Origin of the sequence: Streptomyces sp. NBC_01298, from assembly GCF_035978755.1 — a bacterium.
Taxonomy (GTDB): Bacteria; Actinomycetota; Actinomycetes; order Streptomycetales; family Streptomycetaceae; genus Streptomyces.
Window position 1 is genome coordinate 57,925 of the sequence record NZ_CP108415.1, and the last position, 18,489, is coordinate 76,413.

Consider the following 18,489-nt stretch of genomic DNA (forward strand, 5'->3'; position numbering starts at 1 on the left):
CGGCTGGCCGCAGCATGCCCGCGATCATCAACGCCCTGCGCACTCCAGCCGGGTTCTCCCGTCCGGCGGGAGCACCCGACGCGGTATTGGCGGATCCGTCCCGCCGGGCGGGACGCACCCGCCGTGGCCCCACACTGACGAAGGCCTGCTCGCCCAGCCGGTTGCCCGGTAACCGCGAGGGCGCCGCCCCGGTGAACATGGGCAGAACTGCGACAGGCAGGGGCCGTACCCGCGATAGTGCTGAGGTGACTGCACCCCACCCGCTCGAGACACCCGCGCGCCGCCGACGGCACGCGCGACTGATCGCCACCCTCGCCGAACTGATCGGCGACTGCGCCAACGCCGCCGGCACGGTGTACAGGCCCATCGCCAACGCCGCACCGGAGCAGGGCGACGTGCCTTTCAACCTGCTGCCGATCGTCGTGCTCGGCGCGGCCGCCGGCCCCCGGCTGGATGCCGCCAGGCAGGAAGATGCCGCGCGCTGGCCGGACGCCGTGGCCCGGGAGGAGACGGAGGGGCAGCGCACCTTCGAGGCCCGGTGCGCGGCCGCCGAAGCCGATCAGGTCCTCGTCGATGCGGTACTCGGCCCGGTCGAAGACGACCTTCCCGGACCGGGCGCGATCGCGCTTCCGACCGCCTCGCAGTCAGCCGCCATGGCGCTCCCCGCGATCAGCGCGGACTTCCTCGCCTCGTTCTTGGACGATCCCGAAGCCGCGATCGGTCTGGTGAAGGCAGCGACTTCCACGGGTGAGTTCACGGTGGGGCAGATCCTCGACGATGCGGTCGATACCGCTGTCCTGGCCGGGCTGATGATCCTGCGCGGGCTGCAGAATCCGACCGATCCGAGCGCGGCGGCGGAAACCTGCTTGATGGCCACCCGGCAGTTCACCCAGGCGGTCATCGTGGCGTCCGCCGACCTGGCCGACGTCGCCGTCTGACACCTGCCCGCGTTCAGCGGCCCTGGCGGGGACTGCGGCGGGGACTACCCGCGCCGCTTCGGGACGGCCGCACTGCATCGCGGCCGGAGTCGGCGACGGCACCGGCAGAGGAGAACAGGCCCATCACGTCCGGCCGGCCCGCAGCGGGGACCTGCGCGGCGGGCTTGACCGTTGCGGGCCGGGCGGGAGCGGTGGCGCGGGCAAGGATGCGGGCGTGCGGGATCAGCGGTGCGCAGCTCTCGCAGACTTCCTCGACGATCCAGACCTGCCCGACACTGGGGTCGTGGCGCAGGACCATCACGACGGAGCCGGCGCAGTGCACCTTGTGTGCGGCGTGCGCGTCGCAGCGCTGGGAGCGGCAGTGACAGGAGGCGTTCGGACGGACAGTGGCCGCCTTGGCGTGAGCGGCCGCGTGCTGGGCGGCGAAGCGGCGCAGGGTCGCCAGGTCGCGAGAGCGGGCCGGCATCCGGCAGGTCGCGGTGCAGGTCACGGTTGCCGAGCGGTCGGTATGGCCGGTGAGCCGGACCGTCCATCCCCGCCCGGGGATGCGCACGGTGGTGGAGGATTCGCTGTTGGCGGTCGTCACGCGGCTGTCCGTTCTCGCTGCTCGATGGTGAGTTCGAGGACCACTATGTGCCACCTGCATGCCGTTGAGGCCACAGGTTTTCTCCCCGTGGGGGTGTGTTCCCAAGCGGTGAGTCAGCTCTTTCAGGGTGCGTCCCACCAGGCGGCAAGGACCCGGTGCACGACGGGCAAGAGGACGCACCGCTCGCACAAACAGCACGTGCCGCACGGGCTGACCGCGAGGCCGTCGGCTCCGGGCGGGGCAGGCGAACGGCCCTCGGCCGAGGAGCGCCGGGGGCCTTCGCCTGTGCCTGGGCGCAGTTCACGCACACGCCGGGCAGACGCTGTTCATGAAGGACCGGGCCAGGTTCTTCTGTACGGTCCGCGCGGGTCTGCTGCTCGCGCGGGGATTACGGCTGGTTCTCCACGACCGGAAGGCTGACGTGGGGGTGCTCGACTTCCACGCAGATGTCGTCCTCGGCACGCAGGTATTCGGCAACCTGTTCGGCGATCGCCACGGAGCGGTGCCTGCCACCCCTGCAGGCGACCGTCACTTTCACCAGACGGCGGCGTGGCTCGGCGTAGCCGTATAAGACGGCCCTGGTGGTGTCCATGATCTCGTTGATCACCCGGTTCGCGCCGGGCGTCGTCAGGACGTGACTGCGGACTTCGGGCTCCAGGCCGGTCCGGTAGCGCATCGCCGGGTCGTGGTGCGGGTTGCGCAGGCGGCCGCCGATGTCGAAGAAGAGGCCGTCGCCGATGAGTTCGACTGTGCCGGGGTGGAGCGTGCCCGCGGACTGCAGGACGACCTGGACAAGGCCGTTGTTCTCGGTGTGGTTTCGGGTCATGCCTCCATCGTTGGCCCGGGCCGGACCGGGCGGAAGGAGTTGCCTGTTGCCTCTTCCTCATGTGCGCGGCAAGTCCAGCTCGTGAGCCGCCCGTGGGGGCGCCGTGAGTACGATTGGTGCTGCGGTGCTCGACGCACCGCGTCCCCCGCGCGGTAGGCGGGGTGGCACGCCCACGGCTTCGGTGGGCCCAGGGCCCGGCACGGCTGCCGGGGTGAGGATCGCAGCCCAGCAGGGCCCTCTGCCGCGAGCAGAGGGCCGGATCGCTGACATCGTCACCCACCCTGCGCGGAGACCCCCATGGACACCACGTTCAGCAAGCCGCTCGACGCCGGCCGTACCGCATACGTCACTCCCCTAATCACCGTCTTCGGGGCGGTCAGCTACGAGGCCGTCGACGGTGACGGCCAGCGGATCGCCAGTGGCTGGCTGGAGGACGCCGCTCAGCGCGGCGTTGCGGAAGAAGACATGCCCGCCGGGTGCACACATCTCATTCCCGCGTTCCCGAAGCCGCTGTGGTTCACGCCCGAGGAGGCCGCGCGGCTGACCGCCCTGGGAGAGACGGCCAAGGCCGCCTTCGACGCCTCGGCCGAAGGGCAACAGCTCGACGAATGGCGTCGGGACCAAGCGGAGCGGACAAGGGAGCACGCCGCCCGCACGGCCGTCCTGCACTCCCCGCAGGGCAAGACCCTGATGGCGCGGCGCGCCCGGCTCGTGAGCGCGGCGGCCGCCGCGCTCGACACTGACTCGGAGCAGCGGGCTCGCGCCCACGACGACGAGGGCGGCGACCCGGGGGCCTACTACCGCGAGCAGCAGCCCGGGAACGAGGCGGCCTACGAACAGGCTTGTGACGCGCTCGCTGCGTTCGACGCCGATCACCCGCAGATCATCGCGGCCCTGAAAGAGCAGGAGGCCGCCGACGTACGCCGCCGTCTGGAGTTCGACTGACCTCGTGCGTCCCCCCGCCAGCGGTAGGGATTCACATCGAGATTGGTCGCCTCCTTCTCCAGGTCAGGAACGGTGGCGGAGGCGGTCCAGATCGGCGTCGAGAACGGCGAGGTCGGGGTGATCCCGTAGCTGCTGCTCGCGCGCCCAGTGGCCGAGGTCGGCCTTGTGAGCACTGCCCACGTCGTCGATGGTGGTACCGGTAAGCATCGCGAGGGTGTCCAGGTCGGCGCTGTCGAGCCCGATGTAGCGGTTGGCAGGGGCGTAGCTGGCTGCGATGTCCGCCGCGCACGCGGTGCCGGCCGCGGTGAGGTGCTCGCGGAGCCACCTCCGAAACGGGGTTTCCTGGTGCCGCCAGTCGGGGTCGTAGTTGTCGTACTCGGGGTCGTTGTAGCCGGGGCCGATGGCGGGCATGGCCAGTCCTCTCCAGGGGTCAGTGGTACAGGGGCTTCGTGGTGGCGCCGGTCCGGGCAGACCGGCATCCCGGACAAGCGGGCGGGATGCCGGTGTGCGCAACTCCACCTCTTGTTGCGTGTAGTTGGCCTCCTTCCCGTTCTCCTACGCCTGGCCTTCTGCTCGCCTACACTCGCTACCCGGTCCGTCGTGAAAGGGAGTGCCGTGCATCAGTACGACCCGGCGCGCTGGGCATCCGGCGACACTCCGATCTACGCGTCCCTCATCCGGGAGCGAGGGGACGTGCCCGCGGAGGCCAAGCGGGTCGCGGCGCAGCTGCTCGCCGAGACCGGCCGGGCCATTGACTTCCGGTCGGTGCGCACCCTCTGAGCAGAAGGGACCGGCCGCCCGGAGCGGCCGGTCCGGACGGCGTCAGGCGGTGCGGTGGCGCATCGCGATCACGGTGCAGTCGTCTCGGTAGCCGTCGGCGTCCTGTGCGGCGGCCGCGACCAGGGCGCTGGCCAGGGCCTGCGGATCGGCGGCGTGCGTACGGCACAGCTCCGTCATCTCCGCCGCGTCCACGTGGTCGGGGATGCCGTCCGAGACGAGCAGGACCAGGTGGTCTTCCGGGATCTCCGCGACGCTGCAGGTTCCCCAGCCGGCCTGTGCGAGGCCCAGCCGGGAGCAGTCGTCGTAGACCGCGGTGAGGTCGGGGGCGAAGCCGCGCCGGGTCCTCAGGTAGTTGGCCATGGTCATGTCGGTGGTCACCAGGGTGACCGTGCCGTCGTTGACGGAGTAGACGCGCGCGTCGCCGATCCAGTACACGGCGGTGGTCCGGTCCGGCTCCATGCTCACGTACACGGCGCTGGTGTGCGGCACCGTGTCGTGGGCCTGCGCCATCATCCCAGCGGTGGTCAGCCCGGCCAGGCCGCCTTGGACCATGCCCATCTGCGTGATGACCGCGGGCACGGTCGCGGCGTAGCGCACGGCCTCCTTGCCGTGGCCTGCGCTGTCGACGACGGCGGCCGTCACACGATCGCCTCGCCGCTGGTAGTCCGCACCGTCCGCATACGGCGGCTCGGTGCCCGGCCGCCGCGCCACTCCCACAAGCACGGCCCCGGTGGGCGCCGTCGGGTTGGTCGTCTTCGTCACCGCTGTGTCTCCTTCGCCTCCACGGGGCCCGGAGTGGCCCCGCTGTGAGTACGGGTGGGAGCACTGGAGAGGCAAAGAACGTGCTACTTCACGAAACTGGGGCTGGTGGGACGTGTGAGGCGGCGCTACTCACCCTCTTCCTCCCGGTGGATGAAGACGTAGCGGCCCGTGGGCCGGTCAAGGACCAGGACGAGCGGTTCGGAGGCCGACGGCGCCTCTTCCAGATCCGTGACGACCCAGTCGGAGTCTTCGGCTCCCGCCGGGTCGTTGGGGCGCGGTCCCAGGCTGTGCGGAATCGACGCGGCCACGAGCGTGTCATCCGGGAGGCCGGCCAACGCCGCCCGCAGCTGCCCGACCGTCCATGCCGCGACCCTGTGGTGGTAGCCCTCCGAGTCGATGCGACGCGTGCTCATCTGCCCCTCTTCCTCTTCCCCATCGCGCCGAAGCGCCTGTGCCACTGACCCCAACGAACCGCTCCTGAAATGGACGCCGCAAGCAGGAACCGGTCAGCTCGCCGCGCCAGGACGGGCCGTCGGGTGCGGGGGCCGGATGAGGACACGCGGGTTGAGAGGCCCGGGGGTGAAGCCTCGGCGGAGGTAGGCGCGGTGGGTGGCCGGGCTGCTGGCCACGACGACCAGCCCTGCCTGGTGGGCGTCGGCCAGGTGCAGCGCCTGGTGGACGAGGCGGCCGGCTGAGACGGGGTCGTTGTCGTGGCCGGCGAGGTTCCCGGCTTCCCACCAGGTGCCTTCGGTGTGTGCTCGCAGGTGCCGGCGGGTGGCGGTGAGGGAGGTGAGCGCGCGGGTGTGCTGGAGCAGGTTGCCGGTCTCCACGAGCAGGGAGAGCGTGATGCCGAAGCCGAGCACGGCGATGGTGAGCGGCCAGGTGTGGCTCTTCAGGGCCCAGGCGGCGGCCTCCAGGGGAAGCCAGATCCACGCGAGGTGGGCCGCGAGGCCTGCGGTGAGGACGGCCGTGCAGGCGGCCCGGCGGGTCCAGGGGACGCGGGGGCCGGTAACCGAGACGGTGGCGGTGCCGTGGGCGAGGAGGCGTCCGGCGGCGTGCTGGGTGGCGAGGGTGAGTAGCCACAGCCAGCAGGCGGCGGGCCGGGTCAGCGGGTGCAGGGGCGGGGGTCCGAGGCGGCGCTGGAGGAGGGCGGCGAGGCGGGGCAGGTCGCGCCAGCGTGGCCTCAGATGGCCGGGCAGGTGCAGCTGGAGGGTCATCGGTGGTCCGTTTCAGCGGGTCGGGCGCTGCGGGCCCGGGCGGTTGTTGTCCGGCCGGGGATGTTCGTGGAGCGGGGAGGTCGGGGGCAGGAGCTGGGCCCGGGCCGCGGCGGTGCGCTCTCGCATCTGCTCCAGGCGGCGTGCGACGCGGGCGTGGGTGTAGAGGTCGATGGCGTCGGTGAGGTGGTCCCATTCCTCGCCCGCGAGGCCTTCGGGGCGGGGGCCGAGGATGTCGGGTCCGGCGCGGTGGTGGCGGCGCCGGTAGTCGGACAGGGCGCTGATCAGCCTGGTGAAGGTGCGCTGCTCGTCCTCGTCGTCCTCGCCGGGCGGGGTGATCTCCTCCATCCACCCCTCGGGGGCGCTTTCGCCGGCGAGGGCTGCGGCCAGTGCGGTGCGGGCGAGCTTGGCGTCGAGGGCTCCGTAGCTCAGGGGCGCGACGCCGAAGGGATCGCGCAGCGCCGGGTGTGCGGGCAGGGGTCCGGCCGGGGGCGGGGTGTCGAGGTGGTCGAGGGCGGCCGCGAGGACCTGGTGGGCGGGCGCGCCGGGGGGCGGGAGGTGCCCGGAGGGGCGGCGCCGTCCGGTGAGGGCGCGGATGCGTGCGTCGAGGTCGTCCCAGTCGGCTTGCTGGTCGGGGTCGGCCGGGCGCGGGCCCAGGCCGGGGACGCCGGTGATGGCGTGGCGGGTGCGCCACAGCTCCACCAGGGCGGCGGTGGTGGCCCAGGCGTGGCGGCGGCGCGGTGAGCGGGTGGAGGGCGGCGGGCCCAGTGGCCGTGCCCAGGCGGGCGGGTCGGCGGCGAGGGTGTGGCCGCGGTCGGCGAGCGAGCGGGCCAGGATGCGGTGACGTTCAGCGAGATGGGTGCGCCAGTGGGCAGGGGTGTCGGGGTGGGTCAGGGCGTGGGAGTCGGCGACCCAGTCGGGGATCTCACGGTGGACGCGGGCGGGCGGGGCGTGGTCGGGCAGGCGTTCACGCAGGCGCAGTTCGGCGTCGATGCGGGCGCCGGCGGCGTGGGCGCGCGTGAGGGCGGCCCGGGCCCAGGCCTGGCGCTGGTCGGTGGCGGCACGCTGCTTGGCGGCCTGGAGGCGGGCGGCGGTCAGTGACTGGCCGCTGCTGTGGGGGCGGTTGGGGGAGCGCTCGCGCTGGTAGTCCTCGCGGGCGCGGTCTCGCCAGGTCATCGCGCGGCGCAGCTGGGTCTCGGCGGTCAGGGCGGTGATGGTGGCCCGGGCCGCGTCCGAGAGGGGGCGGCCGGTGGCGGCCGCGCTGCGTACCTGGGTGCGGACGGCGGCCATCTGGGAGGCGAGCTCGGTGCGGGTGAGGGGGCCGAGCGGCCGCTCGGTCCAGGCGGGGTGGGTGGTCGCGCGGCGGGTGGTGACGGCGGTGGGCAGGTGGGTGAAGGCGGCATCGGCGGCGCGCAGGGCTTCGTTGGCGGCGGCGCGGTGGCTGGCAGCGAGCTGCTTGAGATGGTCGAGCTGGGCTGTGGTGAGAGCGGCGAGGGCGCTGTCGCGGGCGGTGTTGCGGGCTTCTTCGGCGTCGGTCAGGGCTTCGCGCAGCCACCATGTCAGGAGGGCGGCGACGTCGTCGGCTTCGGTGAAGGAGAGCCTGCGGGTGGCGCGGGTGAGGAGGCGGGGCAGGGCGAACCCGGCGCGTTCGGCGTCGTGGAGGGCGCGGATGAGGGCGGGGTAGGCGTCGGCGGCCAGGAACATCGCGGCCCGGTCGGTGCCCAGGATCTGCTCGAGGACGCCGGTGAGGCGGGCGGCGGTGGCGCGTTCGGTGACGTCGGCATACTCGGCGGACAGCTGCCCGGGGCTTGCGATGTCGCGCTGCAGGGCGGCGATGTGCTCGGTCGCGGTCAGCTGGGCACTGCGGCGGGCGGCGACGGCGGCGAGGACGTCGTCGAGGTGGTCGCCGTCGTCGATGGCCATGTAGAGGCGGTTGGTGCGCCGTCCGCGGGTCAGCTGTACGTAGACACCCTCGCGGTTGGAGCGGGCGGAGGCCAGTGCGTGGGAGGTGTCCACGGTCATGCCCTGGGCGCGGTGGATGGTGGAGGCGTAGCCGAGCTCGGTCTGGGTGGTGAGGTAGTCCGCGGGCAGGGTGATGCGGCCGCGGTGCTGGGTGTGGCGGACGACCGCGGCGCCGTCGGCCAGGAGTTCCTCGATGACCCAGGTGTCGCCGTTCTTCACGAAGTCCTTGCCGCCGCGCACCGTCATGCGGCGCCGGTTGAGGCGGGTGACGATGATGTCGCCGACGTGGGCGCGGGATCCGGTGCGCAGCAAGGCCCACCGGCTGGTGTCGAGGTCCTGTCGGTCGATGTGCCAGGCCTGGGCGCGGTGGTTGAGGTCGGTGACGGTGAGGTTGTCGGCGGCGGTCATCAGCGAGGCCAGGCCCCGGCTGATGTCGTGGGCCCACGCGGTGAACACCGCGTCGCACATCGCCTCGTGCCGGCCGGCGACGATGCGGCCCTTGCTGCGGTACCAGTCGAACACGGTGCGGGCCTGCTCGCCGTCGCGCAGGATGAGGGAGGCATCGCCTTCGCCGGGGGTGGTGAAGCGGTGCAGCCGGTCCAGTTCGACGGTGGCGCCCGCCTGCGAGATCAGGCGCAGCGCTCCGCCGGCTTCGACGGCGGCGAGCTGGTGCGGGTCGCCCAGGAGGCGGACGACGGCTCCGGCGGCGGCCGCGTCGGCGAGGATCCGGTCCAGGAGAAGGGTGCCGGCCATGCCCGCTTCGTCGACGAGGACGACGTCGCCCGGGCGCAGCGCGAAGTCGGCGCCGACGCCGTGGCCGTCGGCGGCCTGGCCGCGCTGGTGGAGCCAGGAGTGCAGGGTGTGGGCGCGCCGCCCGAGGTCAGTGGCGAGGACCTGGGCGGCGCGGGAGGACGGCGCGAGGGGGATCAGGCGGCCGCCGGCGGCGTCCACGGCGGCTGCGGCCAGGCGCATGGCGGTGGTCTTGCCCGCTCCGGCGGGGCCGAGTCCTGCCAGCAGCAGCCGGTCGGACAGGACGAAGGAGGAAGCCAGGGCCTGCTGTCCGGCGTCCAGGGGGCCTTGGTGGAGGGTGGCTGTGCGGGCGAACGTGCCGTGCGCGACGGGCGGGATGACCCGCGTACGAGCCCCGGCCAGCAGGCGGTGCTCGGCGGCCAGGAGCGAGTGGGTGGTGTAGGTGGCCGAGCCGATGGGCCGGTAGATGCTGGAGCCGTCCGGGCGCAGCAGGTCGGGGTGGGAGGGGTTGATCTCGGGCGGAGTGATGTCCAGGCAGTCGCCGTGTGCCAGGACCCGGTCGGTGATCTCCTCGGCGAGGTGGGGTGCGGCGGCTGCCCCGCACAGGGTCCGCATCAGGTAGCGGCGCGCCTCGGCCAGGACATGGCGGCGCCGGAAGGTGGTGCGTCGCTCGGTCACGGCCGCCAGCACTTCGCCGGCGGCGGCGGTGACATCGAGGACCGCCTCAGCAGGCAGTCGGGCGCCGGGGGCCAGGGCCGCGGCCTGGGCGGCGGTGAGCAACTCCTCGACGGTGGTGCGGTCGGTTGCGGCGATGGCCCGGCGCCGCCAGCGGGCCAGCAGGTCGTCCAGGGAGCGGGCTTTGCCCTTGGGCGGGCGGGTCATCAGCGTGGCCCGCTGCTGCAGGCGGATCCGGGCGGTGGTGTCGGGCTGGCGGCCGTAACGGCGCCGGTAGTCGTCGAACAGGGACTCGGCCATGGTCCGCACGGCCCCCGACCTCTGCGCGAACTCGGCCCGGATCCGCGGGTCGATGCCGACGATCCGCATGACCGGCCGCCTGCCGGGCGTGACCACCACCTCCTCGGCGGCCAGCCCCAGACGGTCGCAGATCAGCTCCAGTGAGCGCTGGTTGAACAGCTCGCTGGCGGCGACGATCTCGCGCAGCAGCAGCCGCGAATCCAGGTTCCGCCACCGGCCGTCCGGGCCCTTCACACGCGGACTGATCACCACGTGTTCGTGGAGCATCGGATCCCCGGCACGCGATTCGTAGTGGAGGTAGACCGTCGCCATCAGCGCCGGCTCGGCCCGCTGCTGGGCGATCCCGCCCGGGCCGGTGCGCACCGCCAGCGCCTGCTCCTCCAGCGATGCCAGGGACTCCGACCGCGCCTGGGCCAGCACCTCGAGGACGATGCGCCGTACCTCGGGACTGCCGAGCGCGAACAGCAGCGAGAGCTCTTCCGAGGCGAAAGCCAGGTCCCAGCCGGTCACCGCACGGCGCCGGCTCCCGGTCCGCGCGGCCAGGTACCGGCCGAGCTCCTCCCCGTCGGCCGGTTTCCGGTGGTACTCGGTTTCGAAGGCGAGCGCCGCGGTGCGGTGGGTCAGCTCGCGGCGCTCTGACTTCGTCAGCGGCCGGCACAGCCGCTCGGCCGCGAGGTCGAGGACCTCCTCGATCTGCTTGTCCAGCGGGGACTGATCGGACAGCCGGGGCACGGCCGGCCCCAGCTTGGCCGCCTTGAGTGCCTGGCGGGGCGAGGCTCCCCTGGCCAGTTCGGCCGCGATCAGCTCCTCGGCGTCCGGGTGCATGCCCAGGCCGAACAGCGCCCGCATCTGCGGCTCGGTGACCTGACCGGCCAGCCCCAGCGCGGCCGCGGCCCGCCCCGTCCACACACCGGCCGGGACGCCCGGCTGGCTCGAGGACACGGCCGGCCCACCACCGTGGACCCCGTCGCCAGCGGCGACGTTGCTCCGGTAGTAGCGGTAGTTCTCGGCCGTCACGGCCGCCCCGGTCATCCCCACCCCGGCAGTCGACCAGCCCGGCAGGACTCCGGAAGGCACCAGGCGGGTTCCTCCCAAGGGCTTGGAAGGCAATCGCCCCAGCCGTTCCGTCCGGCGGGAAATCCAGCCCCGCGAGGGGTGGACGGGCCAAAAGTGCCAGAGGTGTGCTGCGCACCAACGGCCATCAACCGGAGACCGGCCTCACCCCCACCACCACCGACCGGACACACCGCTGCCACGCCCGGGCCAGCACTACGTACGACAGGACGGGGAGCACCGAAGTCGTGACCCTGGCTGTGCTGTGCCCGTCTCCGGCTCCGTGCTGGCTGGAGGGGCTTGTCCCGTGAGCGGGACCGGGCGGGGCGACAGGAGTGCTACGGGGTGGGACGCGGGCGGCCGGGGCCGGGCCGGGGCGTGGCGGCGTATCCAGACTGGCGGCAGGTGGGTCCGCGCCCGGCGGGCCCCTCTTGGCCAGGAGGTGGCGTGTGGCAGCGAGTAAGAGCAAGGCGCGGGGCGGCAAGGAGCTTATGGCGCGGCGTAGCGCGGCGTTGGAGCGGGCTGCTGTGCGGGTGGCGGCGGAGCGGGAGGCCGCGGCGCGGGCGGAGGAGGAGCGGCTGGCGCGGGAGGCGGAGTTCGACGAGCTGGCGGCGGACTTCGAGTTGGCGCGGGAGGACGAGGACCAGGTCGCGGCCGAGGTGGAGGCGGAGCTGCGGCTGGTGCGCGAGCGCGGGCAGGCGCGGATCCAGGAAGTGCGGCTGGTGGCGGCGCGGGTGGTTGTCGCGATGGGTGACAAGGGCGAGACGGTGGCCGGGTGCGCGCGCCGGTTGGGGGTGGGGGCGGAGCGGGTCAAGGAGCTGCGCCGGTTGGGCCGGGAGGAGGGGGGTGGCGGTGAGGACGGGGACTCGGACGCCGTGGACACGGCGGGTGGGGTGGTCACCGGCCAGGAGGCGGGCGGGAGGCGGAAGGCGGACGGGGCCTCGACACGGGAGCGGGAACCGGGCCCGGGGCCGGGGACGGGGGTGACGGGCGCGGCGGGGGTGTCTGGGGAGCGGGGGGTGCCGGTGGCTGCTGCTCCCCCGCTGCCGGCCGGGCCGTCGGCGGCTGGTGCGCCGGTGTTGCCGGGTGGTGAGCGGGTGTTGTAGCGGGGCGCCGGTGACTGAGCGGGGTGTGGGAACGGCAGCGGCCCCGGCTGCCGCGGGAGGGGTGCGGCGGCCGGGGCCGAGTCGTCGGGGCGGGGGGTGGGTTACTGCCAGGGGGCGGCGGGACGGCGCGGGGCCGGGGCCGGCTGCTGGGCCTGGGGCTGGGCCTGGGGTGCGGTGGGCTGGGGCCAGGGCGCGGAGTGCTGGGGCGGTGCAGCCTGGTGGGGGGCGGCCGCGGCCGGTGCGGAGTGCTGGCCGGACGCGGGGGCGGGGGCGGGGGCGGGGGTTCGGTAGTAGACGGTGACGGGCGCGCCGTCGGCGACGTGGATGCGCTCGTGGATGCCGGGCGGGGTGAGGACGAAGACGACGGTGTCGTCGCGCAGGGTCCGGGTGCGGATGAGCGGCGGGGGGAGGGTGACTTCCTCGGTGATGCCGGTGCTGGGGTCGGTCTCGGGGACGGTGATGCGGTCGACGAGGGTGAACAGGCCGTCCAGGGCGGCGAGGTCGTTGATCGTGGTCTGGTGCTGCACAGGGGCTCCCCTTTCTACGTGGCGGGTACGGGTGCGGGCGGTGGCGGCGGTCTGGTCGCGACGGTAGACGCGGCGGCGGGGGTGTGCGGGGGTGGTGGGCGGCCGGGTGTCGGGGGGTGGGACGCGGGCTGGGGTGGCGGGTGCTGGAGGCGGGAAACGCGCGTCGGCCCCGCGCCTGCCGGTGGTGTCCGGGAGGCGCGGGGCCGGGCTGAGGGTGGGGTGGTGACGGCTACGGGGTGGTGGCGGCGCGGAAGGTGTGCAGGTCGAGCGTGTCGTCGGTCAGGGTGAGGGTCAGGGTGTTGTGGCCGTCGTGCTTGGCGTTGATCAGGTCGGAGTGCAGGCACTCCCTGGTGGCCGGGTCATGCAGAGGAAGGGCGTGGATGATCCCGTCGTCGGCGCCGAGGACGCCGGAGGCGTCGTTGCCGTCACCGGGGCCATACCCGCGGGCGTAGGCGTCGTCGGGGGCGCCGGTGTGAGTGGAGTTGCCGGTCAGGTAGGTGCCGGTGCGGTCACGCAGCCACCACAGGGCGGCGTGGACGCTCTCCTCGTTCAGGCACTGCTCGTAGGTGGGGCGCAGCGTGTGGCTGGGGGCGAGCATCGAGTGGGTGGCGACGGCGACGACCTCGTCGAGGGCGAACGTGAACTTGGACATGGGCGGGGCTGCCTTCCGGTCGGGGGTCCGGGTGTCCCGGACGGGTGCGGTGGGCAGCACGGTGCGCGGGCGGGGTGCAAGCGCGGCAAGAAGACGGAGGCGCGGCCGGCCGGGGGCGCTGGTGGGCCCACGGCCGGGCGGGGCGTGGCGCGTTGGCGAGCCCTGGGGGCCGGGCGTGCGGCGGCCCCGGCGCCGCCAGGAGCGGGGGCCGGGGCCGAGGCGGGTAGTGCCAAGCGGTCCGGGATGAGGCGCCCCGGGTGGGGTGGCAGGCGCCGGTGTTGGTGTGGCGGGCGGGGAGGGTCAGGGACGCGGTGTGGCGGCCGGGGGCGTGGTGGGCTGCGGAGCGCGGTCCAGTTTGAAGGCGAAGCAGCGGGGGACCTCGTGCCGGTGGTAGTGGCGGGGCGGGTACCCGTTGTGGAAGTCGACGAGGACGCCTGAGTTCTCCACGGCGGTGACCGTGCCGGTGGGCCAGTGGCCGGAGGCGAGCCCGTCATAGGTCAGCCGGTCGCCCACCCCTACGGGGGCCTGGAGCTCTCCGCCGGTGTACCGCACGTAGCGGACCAGCACCTTGGGGGTGTTGGCGGGTACCTGCAGGGCCCGCTCGGTGAGCGTGTCGGTCAGGTGCTCCTGGATCAGGGCGTACAGCGGCTGGGTGCGGTACGAGTTCTGCGGGTCGTAGACGCCCCGGGCCAGGCGCTCGAAGAGGGGGCGCAGGTGTCCGGCGTCCGGGGCGAGGCGGGCGAACGCGAGCCGGAGGCCCTCGTCGTCCAGGGTGGGCGGGTAGCCCCGGTTGTCGGCGTCGGCGAGCAGGGTGTTGGCGCACTCGCGGGCGGTGTCGGCCGGGTGGAGGGGCGCGCCGGGGGCGGCGTCGAGGATCGTGCGGCAGTCGGTGCAGGTTGCCGGGGCGTCGGTGAGCTGGGCGGGGTCGAACAGCGTGTACGGCTTCACGACCGTGTAGCGGGTGGCGTCGCAGGCGACGTCGATCAGGGCGTCGGTGTGGGAGTTGAACAGGGCTTCGTGGATGCGGCCGTTGAGGCCGGTGACGTTGCGACGGTCCATGTGGTGCTCCCCTTGAGGTACGGGTCTGGTGGCGTGGTCCGAGCCGGGGCGGTGCGGCTGCTTGGTGTCCGTACGGTGGCCCGGGAGCCGGCAAGCCTCACAAGCGGAGCCGTCACCGATGGGGGTGTCCCGGGCGGGCTTCCGCACGGTGCACGGCGCGGGCCCGGGACGCTCGGGGGGCGGGCCCGGCCGCCGTGCGGGGCTGGGGGCGTGGACATGGAAAGCCCCGGGCCGCTGGACGCGGGCCCGGGGTCGCGGGGGCGGTGCGGCTGCTCAGTCGGACAGGTGGAGGTTCTCCCAGGGTCCGCCGTCGGTGCGCCGGACCAGGTAGACGCCGGGCCACACGGTGCATGCCGTACGGCCTGGCGGCGGCGCCGACTCGGCGCTGAAGCCGGTCGGGCGTGGGTCGGGGGACGTTCCCGACGGGGGGCGGGGTGGGGGCGCAGCGCGGTATGGGATGGGGCGGCAGGCGGGTCGCGGCCGGCCGGGTTACAGGACGTTGCCGTCGCAGTCAGCGTGGCCGTCGGCAGTGACGTGGGCGCCGAAGCAGTCCTCGTGCCCGTCCCCGGACTGCGCGTCGGCGGTGTTGCTGGCCTCGACCAGGGCGGTGAGCTGTTCCTCGGTGGGGTAGTCGTCGAAGCTCTCGGTCTCGGTGAGAAGGTCGCCGGTCTCGGCGTCGATCACCTCGAAGCTCAAGCCGGGGTGGTCCTTCCACGTCAGGCGGTGCACTTCCACGCGGCGGCCGTGGATGGTGTGCTCGCCGACGGTGTGTTCCGATGCGATGTTGTCGCTCATGCTGGGCCTCTCTCAGCGGGTGGTGGGCACGCGGGTGCGGTGCGGCTGATGGACGGTGCCCGGTGGCACGGCAAGGCCGGCAAATCAGCCGGGGCGGTGGTGCCACAGGGTGGCCCGCCCAGTCGGTGTGATCGGGCGGGCCGGTCCAGCCGAGCAGGCGTCAGTGGACCTCGAAGCCTTCTCGTTCCTTGGAGCGTTCGAGGTAGGCGATCCACTGCATCCAGCGGTCGATGTCGATGGAGCCGCCTTCGGCGGAACTCAGGATGGCCTTGACCTCCTCGCCGGTGTGGGTGCGGTAGGCGGTCAGGGCGGTCTCGATCTCCTTGGGGGTGACGTGCCATCCGTCGTTGGAGGTGAACTTGTGCGCCGCGATCCCGGTGAGGTGCTCCGGGTGCCAGGACAAGTGCGCGTCAAGCGCGTGGAGGTAGTCGAGGGCGGCGGCCTTCACGGGGAGGGTGTCGTCCGGCGTGTCCGGGGCTTCTCCGGCGGCGTCGATGTCCTCCCATGTGAGGCTGGCCGGGAGTTCGGGCCAGGAGGTCGGCTCGTAGTCGGTGGTGAGCATGCCGAGCCTGTCCATGACGTCCAGGTACCTGCCCATGCCGTAGTTGCTCAGGCCGAAGTGGGAGGTGTGCGTCTTCTGCATCCTGTCGTAGGCGGCATCGACCTTCCGCTGTGCCTCCTGCTGCTGCGGGTCCCCGGGCAGTCCGTTGCGCTCGGCTACCGCGGCGTCGAAGGCCGTGCAGGCGGCCTGGTGGAGGGCCTCTTCCTGCTTCGGTGTGGCGCCCTTGGTGTACATGTCGAAGGTCACGGGGACTCCCTTGTGCCGTGGGTGGCATCGCTGGTGCGGGCCGGTGGGAGGACCGTGGCGGGGCAAGGGGTTAGCGCTGCAAGCATCAGGGGGGCGGACACGGCGCGGCCGGGCGCGGGTGCGGGTTGCGCGGCCGCTGCTGGGCTGCTGGCAGGGGGGAGCCGGGTGAGCCCCGCAGCCGGGCGGGGGGCGTCCGGGGCGCGGGGCCGGGCTGGAGCGGCAGGAGTGGTCCCGGGGGCAGGGGGGCGCGGGGGCGGGTGTTTAGCGTGCCTGCCAGGGAGAGCGTTCCAGGCCGCCCTTGGGCGACAGCTTCCACAGCTCGTCCGGGGTGTCGGTGAGGTCCGGGACCGGTTCGGCGCTGCGGCGGCGCCACACGTGCAGGAGGGCGGTGCGGTCTGCCTGGGGGAAGTCCTCGGTCGGCTGCGGGGTCCGGCGGACGACGCCGTCGTAGTAGACCCTGCTGGTCTGGTGCTGGGCGCGGTGCTGGAGGGCGCGTTCGGGGACGAACAGGTTCGGTGCGTGCTCCATACGCGCCTCGGGGCTGGGATGTTGGGGGGTCTGCGGGAAGAACACCCAGTACACGGTCATGCCGATGCTCCTGACAGGTTGCGGCTCTGGGCGGCCGGGGGGTGGGGGTGGTCACCACTCCCCCGGCCGGTGACCCGACGCTGCCGGGCAGGCGGGTAAGCCCCGCAACACCCGCCCCGCCGGGCAGCCCGGGGCCGCCAGCAGCGAGCGGGGGCGAGCGGGGTGTCGCCTCTGGTGGGTTGGCGGGCAGGGCGGGCCACCGTGCTCGTGGGGTGGGGGCGGGCGTTCAGGTGAGGTCGGACCGGGTGCGGCGGAGCTTGCCGATGGCGTGGCGGGCGTCGGGGCCGGGGTTGAGGATCTCGCGGATGCCGTGAGCGGCGGCTTCGGCACCGGAGGCGAACAGCGGGACTGGGGAGACGTAGTCGAGGATGGTCTGCGCGGTCTCCAGGCTGATCTCACCGAACGCGTGCGCCAGGCGGAGGCTGAGGGACTCCGCCATGTCGTGGCATCCGGCCCAGCCGCCGCAGACGCGGGCGCTGTCGTCGTCGCGGTCGTGGACGTGGCATTGGAACAGCCCGGGGGGCTGAGTCCAGGTGGGGCCGTCGTAGAGGGGGAGTTTGGCGTAGTCCTCTTCCGACCAGACACCGGAGGGGACTTCGGTCTTGTAGGGGCAGAAGGTGCAGGGGCGTGGTGCGGGCGGGAGGGTCGTCACGGGGGTGGCTTCCTGGTGGTGAAAGGGGGCCGCCTGCTGCGCCTGCTGGCCGGGGGTGGGCATCGCGTGGCCGGAGACGGGGTGGCGGCGGGGTGGCGGTGAAGTTGCCGCAGCGTGCTCGAGGTGGGGGCAAGCACCGCAACCACCTCGGTCGTGCCGGCCACGGGACGGTCCGGCCCGCGCGCGACGTTGGCGGGAAGGGGGCGGGGCGCGGTGGGGCGGGGCGTGGTGAGGCGGCGGCCGGGCGGCCCATGACGGCCACGGCCCGGGGCCCGGGGGTGGCGGGCCCGCAGGCATGGAACGGCCCCCGGCCCCGGCACCGCGGGTGCGGTACCAGGGCCGGGTGGTGGGTGGTCGGGGCTTCAGGGGCGGGGAGTGGGAGGAACGGCCTGCGCCCGGTCCGTGGCGCTCGGGTAGAGGCCCGGCGTCGTGTCCTGCTGGGGCGCGGCCGTCCCTGCGGGCGGGAATGCCTCGTGGAGGCCGTCGTAGTCGGACGGGTTGACCGTCCATCCGGCTTCCTGCAGCACTTCGACGGCCCGCCCGTGCTCGGCCAGCGCGATGCCGCGCCCGCACAGGGACACCCACAGGGGCGGGGATATGTGCCGGGCCTGCGGGGCGCTGTTCACCTGGAATCCCTCCTGCTCGACCATGAAGGCGCCGTCGCCGACTGGCTCGCCGAAGACCGCCGGGGTCAGGCCCGCGTCGACCAGGAGCTGAATCGCCGCGTCCATGAGCGGGGTGCGCCGGTCCTCGGGGTTCCGCCCGGGAAAGTAGCCGACGGCCGGGGTGCTGCTCTTGGGGCACCACGCCACGTCGCACTCCTGCGACTCGTACGCCACCCGGCGCCCGGTCCGCTCGAACGTGGCGCTGCGCAGTACCGCGTTGGCGATGTCGACCAGGGCGTCGACGCGCTCGTGCACGGTCGGCGGCCGGTGGTCGGTGTCGCTGTGCTCCTCGGTGCGCAGGAACCAGAAGCCCTCGCCGAGGATTTCGTCCGCCCGCGTGAGGTACTTGGCCATGTTGGGGGTGGAGTTCGCCACGGCGTCGGCCAGCGCCTGCTCCCGCTCCAGCTCCGTGCACCGCTCGCGCGCCTTCTCCTCCGTCGGGAAGGCCGCCATGTTGACGTTGGTCCAGGTGTCCATCACCACGTGGGGGCCGCCGAGCAGGCCGCCGAGTACGGAGTCCTCGGTCACGACCGAGTACCGGGGCCCGGCGTCGTCGTGGGGCCGGTCGGCGAAGAACACCATGTAGAAGCCGGACGGCATGCTGACGGCGTAGCCGCCCGCCGCGAGGGCCTTGGCCAGCTCCAGCCGCTTCGCCGCCTGCTCCGGCGTCTCGCCGCCCTCACGGTCGGCCAGGTCCCACACGACGGCCCACCGGCCGTTGCGGGAGATGAGGTGCCACCCGTCGTTCTGGCCGGGGCTGTACGGGGTGAAGCGGGGGCACAGGAAGGCCGCGGCCCGGTCGGGCAGGGGAAGGGGCGGGTTCACAGGGGTGCGGGACATGACGGG

The 18,489-nt window shown here is 73.5% G+C and carries 19 protein-coding genes; 4 read left to right on the plus strand and 15 right to left on the minus strand.

Translation table 11 applies throughout. From position 1 onward, the window contains the following. Positions 1–245: 245 nt before the first annotated feature. Positions 246–938, plus strand: coding sequence for a hypothetical protein (locus OG730_RS41520; protein ID WP_327309724.1), 693 nt, complete (start codon positions 246–248; stop codon positions 936–938). Positions 939–951: 13 nt separating this feature from the next. On the opposite strand, the gene OG730_RS41525 is transcribed toward OG730_RS41520, so the two are convergent. Beyond that, positions 952–1,524 (minus strand): hypothetical protein, encoded by a 573-nt coding sequence (locus tag OG730_RS41525; protein ID WP_327309723.1) that lies wholly within the window; start codon positions 1,522–1,524, stop codon positions 952–954. Between the two features lie 388 nt (positions 1,525–1,912). Further along, entirely contained in the window at positions 1,913–2,350 is a 438-nt protein-coding gene (locus OG730_RS41530; RefSeq protein WP_327309722.1) for a RapZ C-terminal domain-containing protein, read from the minus strand. Between the two features lie 297 nt (positions 2,351–2,647). Here OG730_RS41530 and OG730_RS41535 point away from each other — a divergent pair, with 297 nt between their 5' ends. Further along, the gene (locus OG730_RS41535; protein ID WP_327309721.1) at positions 2,648–3,295 is read left to right on the plus strand and encodes a hypothetical protein; all 648 of its coding nucleotides are present in this window, start codon (positions 2,648–2,650) and stop codon (positions 3,293–3,295) included. Between the two features lie 63 nt (positions 3,296–3,358). Here OG730_RS41535 and OG730_RS41540 read toward each other — a convergent pair whose 3' ends face one another. Then, entirely contained in the window at positions 3,359–3,706 is a 348-nt protein-coding gene (locus tag OG730_RS41540) for a hypothetical protein (protein ID WP_327309720.1), read from the minus strand. 204 nt (positions 3,707–3,910) lie between these two features. On the opposite strand from OG730_RS41540, the gene OG730_RS41545 reads away from it, so the two are divergent. Then, the gene (locus OG730_RS41545) at positions 3,911–4,075 is read left to right on the plus strand and encodes a hypothetical protein (RefSeq protein ID WP_327309719.1); all 165 of its coding nucleotides are present in this window, start codon (positions 3,911–3,913) and stop codon (positions 4,073–4,075) included. Between the two features lie 42 nt (positions 4,076–4,117). Here the strand turns inward: OG730_RS41545 and OG730_RS41550 are convergent, their stop codons facing one another. The 4 genes from OG730_RS41550 to mobF all read right to left on the minus strand — a co-directional run bounded on the left by OG730_RS41550 (position 4,118) and on the right by mobF (position 10,815). Continuing rightward, entirely contained in the window at positions 4,118–4,837 is a 720-nt protein-coding gene (locus OG730_RS41550) for a PP2C family serine/threonine-protein phosphatase (RefSeq protein WP_327309718.1), read from the minus strand. A gap of 125 nt (positions 4,838–4,962) precedes the next feature. After that, entirely contained in the window at positions 4,963–5,250 is a 288-nt protein-coding gene (locus OG730_RS41555) for a DUF6225 family protein (RefSeq protein WP_327309717.1), read from the minus strand. Positions 5,251–5,343: 93 nt separating this feature from the next. Beyond that, positions 5,344–6,054 (minus strand): hypothetical protein, encoded by a 711-nt coding sequence (locus OG730_RS41560; protein WP_327309716.1) that lies wholly within the window; start codon positions 6,052–6,054, stop codon positions 5,344–5,346. A 12-nt stretch (positions 6,055–6,066) separates the two neighbouring features. After that, positions 6,067–10,815: a MobF family relaxase gene (gene mobF, locus OG730_RS41565; protein WP_327309715.1), complete on the minus strand. Its 4,749-nt coding sequence runs from the start codon at positions 10,813–10,815 to the stop codon at positions 6,067–6,069. Positions 10,816–11,240: 425 nt separating this feature from the next. Between mobF and OG730_RS41570 the strand changes: the two genes are divergently transcribed. Then, positions 11,241–11,897 carry a hypothetical protein gene (locus OG730_RS41570; RefSeq protein WP_327309714.1) on the plus strand — a complete coding sequence of 219 codons (657 nt, stop codon included), beginning with the start codon at positions 11,241–11,243 and terminating at the stop codon, positions 11,895–11,897. Between the two features lie 101 nt (positions 11,898–11,998). Here the strand turns inward: OG730_RS41570 and OG730_RS41575 are convergent, their stop codons facing one another. From OG730_RS41575 to OG730_RS41610, 8 genes are all read right to left on the minus strand, one after another. After that, positions 11,999–12,424 carry a hypothetical protein gene (locus tag OG730_RS41575; protein WP_327309713.1) on the minus strand — a complete coding sequence of 142 codons (426 nt, stop codon included), beginning with the start codon at positions 12,422–12,424 and terminating at the stop codon, positions 11,999–12,001. A gap of 229 nt (positions 12,425–12,653) precedes the next feature. Then, positions 12,654–13,076 carry a hypothetical protein gene (locus tag OG730_RS41580; RefSeq protein ID WP_327309712.1) on the minus strand — a complete coding sequence of 141 codons (423 nt, stop codon included), beginning with the start codon at positions 13,074–13,076 and terminating at the stop codon, positions 12,654–12,656. A gap of 300 nt (positions 13,077–13,376) precedes the next feature. Next, positions 13,377–14,135 carry a hypothetical protein gene (locus tag OG730_RS41585; RefSeq protein WP_327309711.1) on the minus strand — a complete coding sequence of 253 codons (759 nt, stop codon included), beginning with the start codon at positions 14,133–14,135 and terminating at the stop codon, positions 13,377–13,379. Positions 14,136–14,624: 489 nt separating this feature from the next. After that, positions 14,625–14,930, minus strand: a complete 306-nt coding sequence (locus tag OG730_RS41590) for a hypothetical protein (RefSeq protein ID WP_327309710.1) — start codon at positions 14,928–14,930, stop codon at positions 14,625–14,627. A gap of 160 nt (positions 14,931–15,090) precedes the next feature. Next, positions 15,091–15,738 carry a hypothetical protein gene (locus OG730_RS41595; RefSeq protein ID WP_327309709.1) on the minus strand — a complete coding sequence of 216 codons (648 nt, stop codon included), beginning with the start codon at positions 15,736–15,738 and terminating at the stop codon, positions 15,091–15,093. Positions 15,739–15,999: 261 nt separating this feature from the next. Further along, positions 16,000–16,326 carry a hypothetical protein gene (locus OG730_RS41600; protein WP_327309708.1) on the minus strand — a complete coding sequence of 109 codons (327 nt, stop codon included), beginning with the start codon at positions 16,324–16,326 and terminating at the stop codon, positions 16,000–16,002. 226 nt (positions 16,327–16,552) lie between these two features. After that, the gene (locus OG730_RS41605) at positions 16,553–17,041 is read right to left on the minus strand and encodes a DUF6283 family protein (RefSeq protein WP_327309773.1); all 489 of its coding nucleotides are present in this window, start codon (positions 17,039–17,041) and stop codon (positions 16,553–16,555) included. Positions 17,042–17,340: 299 nt separating this feature from the next. Continuing rightward, entirely contained in the window at positions 17,341–18,483 is a 1,143-nt protein-coding gene (locus OG730_RS41610; RefSeq protein WP_327309774.1) for a hypothetical protein, read from the minus strand. Positions 18,484–18,489 lie beyond the last annotated feature (6 nt).

Bases quoted from the DNA above. Each gene is read 5' to 3' on its own strand.
- OG730_RS41590 (WP_327309710.1), bottom strand. From the start codon at position 14,930: ATGAGCGACAACATCGCATCGGAACACACCGTCGGCGAGCACACCATC.
- OG730_RS41600 (WP_327309708.1), bottom strand. From the start codon at position 16,326: ATGACCGTGTACTGGGTGTTCTTCCCGCAGACCCCCCAACATCCCAGC.
- OG730_RS41560 (WP_327309716.1), bottom strand. From the start codon at position 6,054: ATGACCCTCCAGCTGCACCTGCCCGGCCATCTGAGGCCACGCTGGCGC.
- OG730_RS41605 (WP_327309773.1), bottom strand. From the start codon at position 17,041: ATGCCCACCCCCGGCCAGCAGGCGCAGCAGGCGGCCCCCTTTCACCAC.
- OG730_RS41535 (WP_327309721.1), top strand. From the start codon at position 2,648: ATGGACACCACGTTCAGCAAGCCGCTCGACGCCGGCCGTACCGCATAC.
- OG730_RS41555 (WP_327309717.1), bottom strand. From the start codon at position 5,250: ATGAGCACGCGTCGCATCGACTCGGAGGGCTACCACCACAGGGTCGCG.
- OG730_RS41610 (WP_327309774.1), bottom strand. From the start codon at position 18,483: ATGTCCCGCACCCCTGTGAACCCGCCCCTTCCCCTGCCCGACCGGGCC.
- OG730_RS41585 (WP_327309711.1), bottom strand. From the start codon at position 14,135: ATGGACCGTCGCAACGTCACCGGCCTCAACGGCCGCATCCACGAAGCC.
- OG730_RS41580 (WP_327309712.1), bottom strand. From the start codon at position 13,076: ATGTCCAAGTTCACGTTCGCCCTCGACGAGGTCGTCGCCGTCGCCACC.
- OG730_RS41530 (WP_327309722.1), bottom strand. From the start codon at position 2,350: ATGACCCGAAACCACACCGAGAACAACGGCCTTGTCCAGGTCGTCCTG.
- OG730_RS41540 (WP_327309720.1), bottom strand. From the start codon at position 3,706: ATGCCCGCCATCGGCCCCGGCTACAACGACCCCGAGTACGACAACTAC.